Annotated in this window: 10 protein-coding genes and 1 pseudogene; 5 read left to right on the top strand and 6 right to left on the bottom strand. The window is 69.3% G+C overall.

What is annotated here, in order from left to right; all coding sequences use genetic code 11:
• Positions 1-89: 89 nt before the first annotated feature.
• Together CVA01_RS03870 and pgfA are read right to left on the bottom strand one after the other, a co-directional pair.
• Entirely contained in the window at positions 90-1,649 is a 1,560-nt protein-coding gene (locus tag CVA01_RS03870; RefSeq protein WP_141328758.1) for an MmpA family trehalose lipid delivery protein, read from the bottom strand.
• A gap of 28 nt (positions 1,650-1,677) precedes the next feature.
• A complete protein-coding gene (gene pgfA, locus CVA01_RS03865) occupies positions 1,678-2,868 on the bottom strand; it encodes a cell envelope lipid trafficking protein PgfA (protein ID WP_141328756.1) in 1,191 nt (396 codons plus the stop codon).
• A gap of 51 nt (positions 2,869-2,919) precedes the next feature.
• Between pgfA and CVA01_RS03860 the strand changes: the two are divergent.
• Positions 2,920-3,951 (top strand): annotated as a pseudogene (locus CVA01_RS03860) (acyltransferase family protein); the annotation flags it as partial.
• A gap of 20 nt (positions 3,952-3,971) precedes the next feature.
• On the opposite strand, the gene CVA01_RS15650 reads toward CVA01_RS03860, so the two are convergent.
• The 3 genes from CVA01_RS15650 to CVA01_RS03845 are packed head-to-tail and all read right to left on the bottom strand — an operon-like array spanning position 3,972 to position 8,168.
• A complete protein-coding gene (locus tag CVA01_RS15650) occupies positions 3,972-7,415 on the bottom strand; it encodes a DUF3367 domain-containing protein (RefSeq protein ID WP_444979567.1) in 3,444 nt (1,147 codons plus the stop codon).
• Positions 7,416-7,426: 11 nt separating this feature from the next.
• The gene (locus CVA01_RS03850; RefSeq protein ID WP_014008842.1) at positions 7,427-7,621 is read right to left on the bottom strand and encodes a DUF2613 domain-containing protein; all 195 of its coding nucleotides are present in this window, start codon (positions 7,619-7,621) and stop codon (positions 7,427-7,429) included.
• Between the two features lie 37 nt (positions 7,622-7,658).
• On the bottom strand, positions 7,659-8,168 hold the full coding sequence (locus CVA01_RS03845) for a universal stress protein (protein WP_141328754.1): 510 nt from the start codon (positions 8,166-8,168) through the stop codon (positions 7,659-7,661).
• A 37-nt stretch (positions 8,169-8,205) separates the two neighbouring features.
• Here CVA01_RS03845 and CVA01_RS03840 point away from each other — a divergent pair, with 37 nt between their 5' ends.
• From CVA01_RS03840 to CVA01_RS15195, 4 genes are all read left to right on the top strand, one after another.
• Entirely contained in the window at positions 8,206-9,495 is a 1,290-nt protein-coding gene (locus CVA01_RS03840) for a glycoside hydrolase family 3 N-terminal domain-containing protein (protein WP_244938127.1), read from the top strand.
• Positions 9,496-9,637: 142 nt separating this feature from the next.
• Positions 9,638-11,227: a VanW family protein gene (locus tag CVA01_RS03835; RefSeq protein WP_244938147.1), complete on the top strand. Its 1,590-nt coding sequence runs from the start codon at positions 9,638-9,640 to the stop codon at positions 11,225-11,227.
• A 377-nt stretch (positions 11,228-11,604) separates the two neighbouring features.
• Positions 11,605-12,024 (top strand): hypothetical protein, encoded by a 420-nt coding sequence (locus tag CVA01_RS15200; RefSeq protein ID WP_244938126.1) that lies wholly within the window; start codon positions 11,605-11,607, stop codon positions 12,022-12,024.
• 33 nt (positions 12,025-12,057) lie between these two features.
• Positions 12,058-12,558 (top strand): DUF559 domain-containing protein, encoded by a 501-nt coding sequence (locus CVA01_RS15195; RefSeq protein WP_244938125.1) that lies wholly within the window; start codon positions 12,058-12,060, stop codon positions 12,556-12,558.
• Between the two features lie 150 nt (positions 12,559-12,708).
• On the opposite strand, the gene CVA01_RS03825 is transcribed toward CVA01_RS15195, so the two are convergent.
• A complete protein-coding gene (locus CVA01_RS03825; RefSeq protein ID WP_141328752.1) occupies positions 12,709-13,812 on the bottom strand; it encodes an oxidoreductase in 1,104 nt (367 codons plus the stop codon).
• Positions 13,813-13,958 lie beyond the last annotated feature (146 nt).

Here is a 13,958-nt window from a genome sequence, read left to right as displayed (position 1 = left end):
TCTTCTCCGTCCCCTGTCGAGTTAGCACCCTCACAGGCAGCTTTTCTCCCCGAATCGCTGCCGGTGAGGGTGGTAACTCGACATGGCGGTCACCGCACGCGGTAGAGCTCCCACCCGTCGGCCGACCACAGCAGTTCGTGAGGGGACGCCCCGTCGGTGAGAACTGCGGGGACGCTGACCCCGGCGTCCTCCGTGGCGTCGGTCTCGACGAGCACCAGGTCGACACCCGCTTCGGCCAGGCCGTCGTCACCGGCGGCGAGACCGGACAGCAGCCGTACCGTGTCCGGATCCCCGTCGACGATCCGCCCGTCGACGACGAGATAGCCGGGGTCCACCGGGGAACCGGGCAGCATCTTCAGCAGCGGGTCGAGTGCCGGGCGTCCGTCGATGATCCGGTAGTTCCCCGGCGGCCACAGCAGCGTACGTCCGGCGCCGGCGTCCTCCACCGAGTCCACGGCATCGGCGTACCCGCGGTCGAGCGTCGTCGGACGCAGGTCGGAGAGGTCCACAGGCAGTGCCGGGACCTGCAGGAACGCCAGAAACCCCGCCGCGAGCACCGGGGCAGCAGATGCCACCCGCGGCACCGGCACGTCCACCCGGGCGAGCAGGATCACCAGCGCCGGCAGGGCCAGTACCACGAACTTCTGGGTGTCCCGCAGCAGCCCTGCCCCGGGGAGAATCTCCAGCACCTCGCCGAGCAGTGTGACTCCCGGCCCGGTCGCCAGCAGGGCAGGCACCAGCACCGCAGTCACGGCCAGCACCGACAGCCGACGCAGACCGCCGGACCATTCACCCCGTCGCCACAGCACCACCGCCACGACCACGGCAGCCACGGCGAGCAGTACCCCGGCGACCGGTACACGGTGATCCGGCACGGCGTCCGCGTTCCAGATCCCGCCGAGCCCGGCGAGGGCACCGAGCGTGCCCACCCACGGCTCCGCCCGCGCGGCGAACAGGGACGCGCCACCTGCATCGGTGAGGGTCGCCGAGGCGTCCCCCAGCGACGGAATGACCCAGGGCAGTGACAGTACAGCTCCGGCGACCGCCGGGACCAGGGAGAACCACCGCCAACCGGACGCCACGACCGCGGTCACCACCGCCAGGATCAGCCCGGTCGGCGTCAGCGCGCACACCGCGAGCGCCACCACGAGCCACACCCGACGACGTTCCAGGGAAAGCCATGCGACCAGCGGCAGGAGCATCCCGGCGGCGACCACCGACCAGTGCCCCTGCAACAGCCGCTCGGCGACGTACGGGTTCCACACCACGAGGAAAGACGCGAGCGCCTGGCCCACGCGCCCGGCGCCGAACCGCTGCGCCAGTACCGTGGCGCCCCATGCACCCGCCGCACCACAGGCACACATGAGCAGTCCCACGACCACCGTCGGTGGGAGCACCGGGGAGAGGAACGCGAGCACGGCGTCCTGCGGAACGGCCCGGGCCAGTCCGTGCGCTCCGGTGGCGAGGTCGTTGAGCGCCATGGACCCGGGCACGGACAGGTCGCGCAGCAGCAGGGCAGTGTCCCGGTCCCACCCGGCCACCACGGCCACGGCGAAAGGCCACAGCACGACCGCCGTCAGGACCACGCACCATGACAGACGCCACCGGTTCCCGGTGCGGGACACGGTGGCGTCGGTCGTGATGGTCACTTCTGCAGGGTACCTGCGGTCAGGTCACTCAGCCCTTCCGCACGCTGCGGTGCAGCACGACACCGATGATCAGCAGGATCAGACCGATGAGGCCGGCACCCCAGGGCAGCCACTGACCGATGAGGTCCATCTTCTTCAGGGCGTCCTTCGCCCGCGTCATCTGCGCGTCCTGGGTGGCCTGGTTGAACTCGCCCGGGAAGTACAGGGCGGTGCGGGTCGGATTCGCCAGCTCCTTCTCGCGGTTCTCCGACTTCGCCATTTCGGCGGCTTCCTCGTCATCCTGCGCGTAGTACATCCACACCTCTTCGGCACCCTTGACGATCACGCCGGTGTCCGGTTGGACGTGCAGGGTGCGGTTGACGGTGTAGTAGCGGGACATCTCGACCTCGGGGCCGGTCTCGTCGTCCTCGTCCCAGCCGTCGACCTCGTCGCGGGACAGGCCCCAGGTGGACGCCGGGAACTTCAGGCGCAGCGCTGCCAGGGACTGCTTGTCCGCCGCGGAGAGCTCACCGTCGGCGTTGAGACGGGACTCGACCGCCGGGTAGAGCTCGGTCGGGGCGACGGTCTGCTCGAAGCGGTACACCGTCTCACCCTTCATGGTCTCCTTGTCGACGAAGTCGATGTCCTGGCTCTTCAGGACCTGACCGTCGAAGTAGGGGTACGCCTTCTTCTCGGTGCCGAAGGGGAACTGGTACTGCAGGCCGTCACGGACGAACACCGGGGTGTCCTCCTCGGCCACGCCGCCACCGACGGTCGGGGAAGTCATGTCGAAGGAGGAGACAGGCTTGTCGACCGGGAAGGCGGTCTTTCGGGTCAGGGTGACGCGGTCGATGGTCGCGGCAATGAGGTTCTGCGGCTCAGGCAGGTCGGTGCGGAAGACGGTGTTTCCCGCCTCGAGGGTGACTTCCTTGTCCGTGGTCGGCTCCTGGGCGATGACGCGGCGCTGGTTCTGGAGCGGCACATCGGGCCAGATGTAACAGGAGACGGTGGGCGAGTCGCCACGGCACTCCCGCTTCTTCGCGTTGTCTCCCACGGGCTTGCCCGCGGCCAGTGCGGCCGCGTCCAGCAGGCGACCCTCCGTCTCATCGGTGACCGTGTAGGACTCGACGTCCTTGGGGATCACCTTGCCCTTCGGCAACACGTAGATCGGCAGGGCGATGGCGATGACGATCAGCGCGGCACCGATGACGATGAGCGCGTGAGAGAGAACCTTTTTCATACGGGCTAGTTTAACGGGAGAAACCTCGTGTCGGGGGTAGGATCGGAATCCATGTCGCGCCTCCCCTTCCTCCCGGCGTTGGAGGGCCTGCGCGCCGTCGCCGCGCTCGGCATCATCCTCACCCACGCCGCCTTCCAGACCGGCAACGACACCGGCGCGGTCATCAACCGCATCATCGCGCGCACCGACTTCTTCGTGCCCGTCTTCTTCGCGCTCTCCGGGTTCCTGCTCTGGCGACGCCACGCCTCCGACTTCACCTTCTCCGCGGAAGGACGCCGCCGTTGGGCGGGTTACTACGTCAAACGCCTGGGCCGGATCATGCCCGCCAGCCTGGCGGTCGTCATCATCGTCATCGCCTTCTTCCCGGTCGCCGGTGATCCGGGCGTCCTCCAGATCGTCGCGAACCTCCTGCTGCTGCAGAACTACGTCCCCGACGGCATGATCGGCGGTCTGACACACCTCTGGTCACTGTGCGTGGAGATGTTCCTCTACCTGGTCATGCCGCTGCTGGCCCTGGCGGTGGGACGCCGACGCCGCGCGGTCCGGGTCGCCGCCATCGTCACCGTCGGCGTGCTCAGTGCGCTGTGGCCCTTCCTCGCCGGGCCGCGGACGGGCGACCTCAATCCGCACATCATGCCCTGGGCCTTCTTCGGTTCCTTCTGCGTCGGCCTGCTCGCCGCGGAGACCGAGGGCTGGCTGGCGGAGGTCGGCGGGCCCCGTGCAGAGACCGTCCGACGCTGGGCCGGACGCCGCCTCCTGTGGGTCGCCCTGGCTGTCGGGGTACTGGTCCTGGCGTCCTTCGGCGGACCGGAGGGGCTGTCCTCCGCCTCGCCGGGGGAGTTCGCGCGCCGGACGACCTGCGGCGTCGCCTTCGCCGCGGCACTGGTGGTGCCGGTGGCCCTGGCCCCGCGGTCCCGGTTCCTCGAGAGCACGGTGATGCAGACCCTGGGACGCTGGTCCTACTCGATCTTCCTGTGGCACATGGCGATCCTGTCGCTGGTCTTCCCGCTGCTGGGGATCAGCCTGTTCAGCGGCGGCTACGTGGTGATGCTGCTGGTCTTCGCGGTGACCGCTGCCCTCTCGGTGCCGGTCGCGGCGTTGAGCTACGCGCTGGTGGAGGATCCGGCGCGCCGGGCGGTCTCGCGGTGGTGGCGGGCGAGGGGAGTCAGGACGACCGCGGTCAGGCAGACGACGAGCGCGAGTTGTACGACGGAGGAGTCACCGGCGTAGCCGTCGGTGCCCCACGGACTGCGGGTGAGCAGCAGGGTCGCCAGACCGCCGGACGCGAGGAAGATCCACGACGGCCGGACACCGGACCACACCCGGGGCCCGTACCGCAGGATGCCCACGGTCACCGCCGCCGCGAGGACGCCGGGGATGCCGGCGAGGACCCAGCTGACCCCTGCCCAGGCGACGGTGGCGACCCGGCTGGTCGGCATCGCGCAGTCTGAGGCTGCTCGGACCTCCACGGAACCGACCTCAGGATGCGTGATGCCGACACTCCTCCTGTCACCCCGGCCCCGCCACAGCAGCAGCGCCCAGGCCCCGAGCAGCAGCACCGCCGTGCCGAGCCCCGCCGCCAGCCAGGTCCGGTACGTCGAGGTCGCGGAGAAGTCCACGGACACCGCGGCGGCGAGGTCCTCGTCCGACATCTCCGGGGCGAGGTCCGCGGGGACGAGCCAGCCCTGTGACCAGCCGTTGACGGTCACCGGTTCAAGCTCCACCGAGGTCCCGTCGACATCCAGTGTCCCGACCCGGCCGGCGTTGACCGAAGTGGGGGTGTAGACGATCCGGTCGCCGGCATCTCCGTCGGACACCGACGCTTCCGTCGTCGTGTCCGTCAGTTCGACCCACCGGGCGGTGCTGTGCACCGTGTGCTCCCCGGGGGTCAGGTCAAGGCTCTGCCCGCAGCGCACGGCGTCCCCGTCGACGGAGGTCGTGGCCTCGCAGTCCGCGGTGGACACCTCCACCGTCGCGCCCGGCCCAGGGACCGTGATGATGCGCCGCATCGTGCCCTCGGGGATCTCCTGTCCGAGCACCCAGCGCGAGACCTCGCGTCCTTCCGGGGTCGGTACGACGATGTCGCGCCGCGGCGTGACATCGGTGCCGTCAGGGGCGGTGAGCGAGAACTCGCTGAGCCCGGCACTGCCGAAGGAACCGGTGATGCGCAGCTCGACGCGGTCGGCCTCACCAGGGGGGAGGGTGAAGGTCTTCTCCCGGCCGACCGGTACCTGCACGGTGGAGGACGCCACGGTGCGCCCACCCCGCAGCGTCGTGACATGCAGCCGCAGCGCCGAGCCCTGGGCGCGGGCGGTGAGGCGCAGCTGCCCGACCGGCTGCGCGAGCTCCGCCGTGACGGACTGGTTCACCGGGGAACCGGACGCCGGGTACCAGGCGGTCGTGGGGTCGCCGTCCACGGCGGCGGAGACCGGGGAGAGGGTGTCCGCCCCGCCGAAGGACGTCGGATCATCACCGGCGGAGCTGGGGATCAGGCGTCCGTCGGTCTCGCGGACGGTGGTCTGTGCGCCGTCGACCGGGTAGTCGCGCACCGGGTTCATCCCGCGCCACGGGTCACCTGCCGCCCGGATCGCGGAATCCGGTGAGGTCACGGTGCCGTAGGAGTGTTCGCGCAGGGCGGGAGTGTCCGTGACGGTGACGGGCCCGGCCAGGCCGAGGTCGCCGGCGTCCCCGGTGAGGACGCGGTCACGCGGGGTGCCCCCGTCGGCGGCGGCCAGCCGGGGCAGGACCTCCGGGCCACCGGCGACGACATCCAGATCGTCGGTGTGCACGGTCCGCGGGGCGGTCGGGGACGCGCCGTCAGCACCACCGACCCGGAAGATCCGCACGTCGCCGTCGCCGAAGGACGCCTCCTCAGTGAACCCCGGGGAGTTCCGCAGAGTGCGCAACACCGACCGCGCGCCGGGCGTGTCGGCGACCCGGGTGAGATCGGAGCGGACCAGCAGATAGCCGACCCCCTGCTGGGTCAGCGCCGCGGCGAGGGATTCCGAGGGAGCCCCGGTGTCGAACTCGCGCTGGACCCCGTCGAGCCCGCGGATCGCCTCGGGTGGGACCAGCGGTACCGCGTCCCTGACGACCCAGGGGACGTCGAGCAGTGCCTGGGCCGGCTCATCGCGGGTGTTGCCCCAGTCCTGCCGGGCAGACGCGGCCCGCGGCAGAATCATCGTGCGGGAGTCCGCCGCCCCGTTCGCCGGGTCATTGAGCCAGTCCGCGGCTTCCGTCCAGTAGGAGGGGACGGACCGGTAACCGTCGACGGGCACCAGCCGGGCGGACCAGGCCGGGGCGGTGAGGGTGGCGACGAGCAGTCCGACGGCGGTCACCATGATCACCGGCCGGTGCTTCTCGGGGTGTGCCCAGTGGCCACGCTGCGCCCACCCCGGCACGCTCACCCGGCCCAGCAGGTGGGCGAGGCCGATGACCAGCGGCAGGTGGACCAGGGCGTCGAACTTGTGGAGGTTGCGCAGCGGAGCGCCTGCGCCGTCGAGGAAGGACCGGGCGGCGTCCTGGACCGGGGAGAACGGTCCGGCGACACCGAAGATGAGCAGCCCGCAGCCCAGCATCACCAGCCACACGTGACGGTAGGGCACCCGGGTGCGGGACATGCCCGACAGTCCCCACAGGCCGAGCAGTGCGAGGAACAGCGTCGCGGCGACGAAGACCGGCTCGCCGACGAGTGCGGCACCGGCCTGACGCTCGTCGGAGAGGTAGGGCGTCCAGCTCGTGGTGCCGCGCAGCACCTCGCCGAGGCTGAACCAGTGGGTGGTGATCCCCGCGGACTCGATGAAGTCGGTGAACGGCGGGGAGTAGCGGCCGAGGATCAGCAGCGGTCCGACCCACCAGAAACACGCGAGGACGCCCGCCGGAACCCACCAGGCCAGGAAGCGCCAGGCGGTGGGTCGGCGGGCGTGGCAGACCCACCAGATCACCGCCGGCAGCACGGCAGCCAGGGAGGCGACGGCGTTCACCGCCCCCAGGCACAGCACCGCCACCGCCGAAGAACAGGCGGCGGTGGCGGTCTGTCGGCGGGTCGGGGAAGACGCGCCCAGGATCCGCACCACCGGCAGCAGGATCCACGGCACCAGCGCGATCGTCCACGCCTCGGAGGAGATCGCGCCGAGGGTGGTCATGATCCGCGGCGAGAGTGCGAACAGGACCGCGGCGACCAGCCGGGACGCCCGGGACCCGGTGCCGTGCGGGCCCAGCGCGTCCAGCAGTTTCACCGTGCCGGCGAAGGCGAGCGTGAGCAGCAGCGTCCACCACAGGCGTTGGGTCAGCCAGTCGGGCAGCCAGGAGAGCAGGGCGAAGAACAGCCCGTGCGGGAAGAGGTAGCCGTAGGCCTGGTTCTGCAGCTGGCCCAGGGGGAAGACATCGGTCCACGGCGAGAGGGCCTGGTGGAGGAACCCCCACGGGTCCGCCACGAGGTCGTGCTTGGTGTCCGCGACGGTCAGCAGCGGTGCCTGGGCCAGACACAGCACGAGCCAGGCGCAGGTGGAGAGGATCCACCCGCGCCTGGTGAGCGTCGGAGTCAATGTGGTGTCAGTCAGCGCCGCTCGCCGTACTGGACCGAGCCCAGGACGGCGTCGTTCGCGTCGACGTTGTTCGACGGCAGACTGGAACTGTCGGCGACCATGCCGACGCCGACAGCGACGAGACCGCCGAGGACGACGCCGACGACGGCGGAGGCGACAGCGGGGCCGAGACTACGGCGGGGCGTGGAGTCGGTCTCGAAGGGCATGGGTTCTCTGTCCTCTGGTCTGGTGCTGCGGTAACTGTTACTGGAGCGGCTCGTCGAGCGGGGGCACGACGAGCACCGGGACACCGGCGTGCTTGACGAGATTGTCCGCCACGCTGGAGTGCAGGAGCGACTGCCACCCACTCAGTGCCCGGGTACCGGCGACGATGAGGTCGACATCCAGCTCCTGGGACGCCTCGACGATGGCGCTCCACACGGCTGTCGACGACTCTACCAGGTAGGGTTCGGTCTCGAAACCAAGTTCGGCGGCCAGGGCGACCCCGGCGTGGCTGATCTCCGTGGCGTCGATGTACGCCGGATCGGTGGAGTAGTCCGAGGGGTCTTCATTGACCCCCTGGCCGCCGGTCGCCAGTCCACCCACACCGGCCGCGCGGGCGGCCTGACGGTGGATCGGTTCCCAGGCGGTGATGATGTACGCCTTGTGGGTAGACAGCAGTCGTGCCGCATAGCGGATGGCTGCTTTCGCCTGGTCAGAACCGTCAAAGGCGATGAGGACAGAATCGGTGGGGGCGTTCGTGTCGCTGCTCATGCACACGAGCGTAGTCCCACCCCGTACCGTCGGGAGGATGAACGCCCGAAGGTACACCCGCACCACCACCCGCAGCCGCACCACCGCTGTCGCACTCCTGGCGGTGACCGCCACCCTCTCCGGGAGCCTCCTCGGTGCCTGTTCGACCGACTCCTCCGACTCCTCCGATTCCACGGACTCCGGCACCTCCGTCGCCACGTCCGCGGCAGAGAGTTCGGAGACCACGCCGGGTACCGCGCCCGCCGAACAGCCCGTCTCCTGCGTCGGTGAGATCGACCCCGCGGACAGCGAGGCGGTACGCCGGGCGGCGGCATCCACCCTCTCTGTCGGTGTGACCGGATTCGACGACGCCGCTACCGCCGTCGACGCCGGTGTCCGCCACATCTTCATCGGTTCCACCACCGACCAGTCGCTCCTCAACGGCCAGGGCGACCCCGCCCGTTCGCTCGCCGCCCTGCAGGAACGGGCGGGCGGCGACCTCGCCGTCTCCGTCGACGAGGAGGGCGGTCAGGTCCAACGGCTCGCCGACCTCACCGGCCCGCTGCCCTCCGCCCGGGAGATGACGGCGACCATGGCCCCCGCCGAGGTCACCGAACTGTTCACCGACCACGCCCGCAAGCTCCGCGACCTCGGCATCACCGTGGACTTCGCGCCGGACGTCGACCTCGACGGTGGCGAGGCGGTCAGCGACAACGCCATCGGGGACCGCGCCTTCTCCGCCGACCCCGCCGTCGTGGTGGAGTACGGACGGGCGGTCATCGACGGGCTGCTCGCCGGGGGCGTCACCCCGGTGATCAAGCACTTTCCCGGCCACGGCCACGCCACCGGGGATTCCCACCTCGGCACCGTCACCACCCCGCCGATCGACCAGATGGGTCCGGACCTGCAGCCCTTCGCCGAACTGGCGCAGGTCCCCGGGGTCGCGGTGATGGTCGGGCACATGCAGGTCCCCGGCTTCGACGTCGAGGGTGTCAACGGTGCTGAGACGCCGGCCTCGCTGAATCCGGCGTCCTACGGGCTGCTGCGCAGCGGGGTCAATGACGCGCCGGGCTTCGACGGCGTCATCTACACCGACGACCTCACCGGCATGCAGGCGATCACCGACCACTTCAGCCCCGGGGATGCCGTGGTCACCGCCCTGCGTGCCGGGGCGGACGCCCCGCTCGTGTCCTCCGGGATGGACGCAGCGGCCGTATCCGGCGTCCTCGATGCCGTCGTCGCGGGAGTCGCCGACGGATCACTTGACCTCGGTGTGGTGACGACGGCGGCGGACCGGATCTGCGCTTCGGGACCGGCAACGGGCGTACCGGAGCCTGTGAACGGTTAAGGTATGGGGCGTGAGCAGCAGAACACATGACGTCCACGCACCCCGACGCGCCAACAGGTCCCTGTTCCGGCGCCTCTGGTGGCTGTGGACGCTGCTCGGAGTGCTCGGGATCGGTGGCGTCCTCTACGCCACCGACCTGGTCATGTCCGAGGGGACGGTGCCCCGCGGTGTGTCCGTCGGTGGCGTCGACATCGGTGGGATGTCACCGAACCAGGCGGAGGTCCGCCTGCGCAACCAGCTCGCCGACGAGGTGAAGACCCCGGTGGACGTGACCGCCGGCGGGCTCGAGACCACCGTCGACCCGGTGACCTCCGGCCTGACCGTCGACTGGGACGCCACCGTCGACCAGGCCGGTGAACAGCCGAAGAACCCGATCACCCGGGTGACCAGTTTCTGGCAGACCCGTGAGGTCGGTACCGTCAGCCACTTCAACGACAATCTCGTCAACGGTACCGTCCGCCGGGTCGCCGACGACCTCAGTCAGGACGCCTCGAACGCCACCCTGGCCATCAATGACCAGGGCAAGGCCGACATCGCCGATGACGTGGACGGCCAGAGCGTCGAGCAGGACGCCGTGGACGCGGCGATCCGCGACAACTGGCTCAACACCGACCACAGGGTGAGCGTGGACGCCGACGTGACCAGGGCCGCCGTCAGCCGTGAGGAGGCAGACAAGGTCGCCCGTGAAGTCGTCGACAAGGTGACCTCCGGTGACCTCGTCTTCTCCGGTCGCGACAACGTCGAGGGTGTGTTGCGTCCTGCGGACATGGGCCGCGTGGTCACCTTCGTCCCGGACGGGGACAGCCTGCGTACCGACTGGAACACCGAGGCCGCCAAGGAGATCCTCACCGGACAGCTGGGGCAGACCGAGGTGGAGTTCCGCAACGCGAACTTCGAGGTCAACGGCAATGACCTCACCGTCATCCCGTCCCAGGACGGGGTGGAGATCGACTGGGAGAAGACCCTCGACAAGCTCCAGGACAAGCTGTTGGATACCCGGGAGCGTCACCACGACGTGACCTACAACGACCGTAAGGCGACGTACACCACCGAGATGGCGGAGAAGGCGACCTTCGACGACGTCATGGGTGAATTCTCCACCGACGGCTTCGCCAGCGACTCCGGCGTGAACATCCGCCGGGTCGCCGAGCAGGTCAACGGTGCGATCGTGCTGCCGGGCGAGACCTTCAGCCTCAACGGATACACCGGTCCGCGTGGCGAGGCGCAGGGGTACGTGGACGCGGGCGTCATCCAGGACGGCCATGCGGACACCGCCGTCGGCGGTGGCATCAGCCAGTTCGCCACGACCCTGTACAACGCGTCCTACTTCGCCGGGATGGAGGATGTGGCGCACACGGCGCACTCCTACTACATCAGCCGGTACCCCGCGGGACGCGAGGCGACGGTCTATGAAGGTGCCATCGACCTGCAGTTCAAGAACACCTTCGACACCCCGGTGCTGATCCAGGCCTCGGCGGACAGCTCCTCGGTGTCGGTGAAGCTGCGCGGTGTGCGGCACGTGGACGTGGAGTCGATCCCGGGTGCGAAGACGAACTACACCGACCCGGAGCGTATCGAGCTGGAGGGTGACAAGTGCTCCCCGTCCTCGGGCTCGCGCGGGTTCACCACCACGGACACCCGCGTGGTGCGTGATCTCTCGGGTCGTGAGGTCTCCCGGAACACCACGACGACGAAGTACGACCCCTCGCCGATCGTGACGTGCAAGAAGTAGCTGCCGCGCCCCCTGCGTACGCTGCGTCCCCGCTCACCACTCCCGCCCCACAATCCTCCGCCCCACTGTTCTGATGTCTCTGATGTCAATTTCGCACCCTCACCGGCAGGAAAATGTGCCTCAATCTTGCCGGTGAGGGTGCGAACTCGACATCTCCGGGGATGGACCGGAGGGAGTCGGGGAAAACGCCCCGTCAGCTTGTCCCCGTCGTGTTGACTGGTGCCATGGGGAAATACGGGGGAGAACTCTGGGATGCCGCAGAACGAGACGGCCGGATAAAGCCTGGCCGGGGACCGAACTTCACGAAAAGGGTGCTGCCGGACCTGGCTCCGCTGTTGCGGAAAGATGCCCTTGACCAGGGCATACCACGCAGTGCAGTGGACCGGTCGGACCGTCCTACCCGTGGTGTTCTGATCCCGCCGGAAGAGGGAGGGCCGTTCCCGGAACGACTGGGACCTTGCGGCTGGTCCAGCGAGGATCCAGGGGAGTTCCAGTGGGACATCGTCACCCGCGGCAGGGCACACTGGTTACTCGCCCGCGATGCTGTCGCTACCGGCTGGCTCGCGGCGGCGATGCACGGTCTGCCGCACTGGGCGGACAGTGAACCTGTCGTCTTTTTCTCGACCCACACCCGCCGCAGCGCCCGCAGTCGTTTCGGCGCGAAGTTCCGGACGCCGCCCGCTGACCTGGTGACGGTGCGTCCTGACCCCCTGTTCCCCGAGCTGCGTTCGGTGGACGCCGCGACCGCCGCCGTCCAGTGCCTGTCCAGCGTTATGCGCGGCAAGAAGACCTGGTGAATACCGTCAGTTCCCGGGATGGGGGACCGGGAGGTGCGGGCGGTCCAGTTGATCGATGCTTTCTACCAGTGCACCCATGTCACGGCACGGCAGATTCTCGTGGCGGCGCGGGGGACGGTGAGCCGTCGGGTGCTGAAGCGGGTGCTGGCGTTGTGCGACCAGGGTGCCCAGTCACCGATGGAGACCGTGCTCCGGTTGCTGGTGCGGGACGCGCTTGCGGATGTCGCGGGCGACCACGTCTGGTCGTCCCAGGTCACGGTGGCTCTCGGGACCGGGTACCGGAAGCGCACGACACCTGACCTGGCGTGCGTGGAACTGAAAGTCGCGTTGTACTACGACGGGCGGCATCATGACGAGGACGACCAGAACGACACTGATTTCCGACTGTTCCAACAGCTCAAGGACCTCGGGTGGGAGGTGGTGCGGGTGAACCGCGATCTGCTGTCGGATCTGGAGGAGCTGATGAAGCAGGTGGATGCTGCGATTGCGAGGGCGGTGGCTGCTGCTGAAGCACTGGCAGCGCCGCCATCCTGATCCCCGTGTCGAGTTTGCACCCTCACAGGCAGAAAAGTCCGCCCCAATCCTGCCGGTGAGGGTGCTAACTCGACATAAGGCGCGGAGAGGGCGCGGAGAGGGCGCGGAGAGGGCGCGCAGCGGGAGGACGCGGGGGAAGACAGGTACCCGTCAGAGCGTCGGGTAGTCGGTGTAGCCCTTCTCGCCGCCGAAGTAGAAGGTCTTCGGGTCCGGGGCGTTGAGCGACTCCTCCGTGTAATCCGGGGCGGTCCACCGGACGACGAGGTCGGGATTGGCCAGGGCAGGGCGGGCGACAGTGGCGGCGTCGTAGCCGAGCGAGAGGATGTCCAGCGCGTCCTGCCGGGTACTGACCTGCTTGGTTCCGGTGGTCCGGTTGGCGAAGATGGGGCCGTTGAACTGCTCGCGGATGCCGGTCGCCAGCTCGCCGTCGAGGGCGGGCTGGGCCAGGTTGAGGTAGGCGATGCCGGAGCCGTCACCCAGGGCGTTGAGCCCGTCGATGAGGTGCCGGTAGGTCTCGGCGGCGACGGCGTCGTCGTCCTCCACGGCACCCTGGATCGTCATGCCGGGGCTGATGCGGATGCCGAGGCGGTCGGCGCCGATCTCCTCGGCGACCGCGGCAGCGACCTCGATGACGAAGCGTGCCCGGTTCTCCGGGGATCCGCCGTACTCGTCGTCACGGATATTGGAGTTCGGGGCGAGGAAGGAGTGCAGCAGGTAGCCGTTGGCGGAGTGGAGCTCCACACCGTCGAGCCCGGCGTCGACGGCACGGCGGGCGGCGGCGGCGAAGTCGGCACGGATCCGGGCGATGCCCTCGGCATCGAGGGGGACAGGGGTCTCGTAGGGGAGACGGTTACCTTCGGCGTCGTGCGCCCAGCCACGGTGATCCACGGCGCTCGCGGAGACGACCGGCAGGCCGGTGACCTTCTCGTGGGTGTTCCAGCCGGCGTGCATGAGCTGGGCGACGATGCGTCCTCCCTCGGCGTGGACGGCATCGGCGACGGCGGTCCAGCCGGGGACCTGGTCATCGGAGTACAGGCCGGGCTGTGTGTACATTACGCGGCCGTCGAGGGACGGGGAGGTGCCGTCGGTGACGATGAGGCCCATACCGGCGCGCTGCCGGAAGTACTCGACCATGAGATCGCCGGGGCGTCCCTCCAGGTCGGCGCGGAGGCGGCCCATGGGGGCCTGGACGATGCGGTTCGGCAGCTCGAGCCGGCCGACGGTCAGCGTGGTACTGAAAGGAGATTCATTCATGCGGGCCACCTTACGCATGCCGGGTCGGCAACGGGAGGGAGTAGAGGAAAACCCTGGTGTAGCACGGCGGAAACAGGTGTTGTTACTGACCTGTAATGGCCGGGCAATCAGTTGATAGTGCTACCCCCATACATTCATGGGTGTTC

Source organism: Corynebacterium variabile, from assembly GCF_006539825.1.
Classification (GTDB): Bacteria; Actinomycetota; Actinomycetes; order Mycobacteriales; family Mycobacteriaceae; genus Corynebacterium; species Corynebacterium variabile.
Note: the sequence above shows the minus strand (reverse complement) of the source record. Positions and strands in the feature narration are given on the sequence as shown.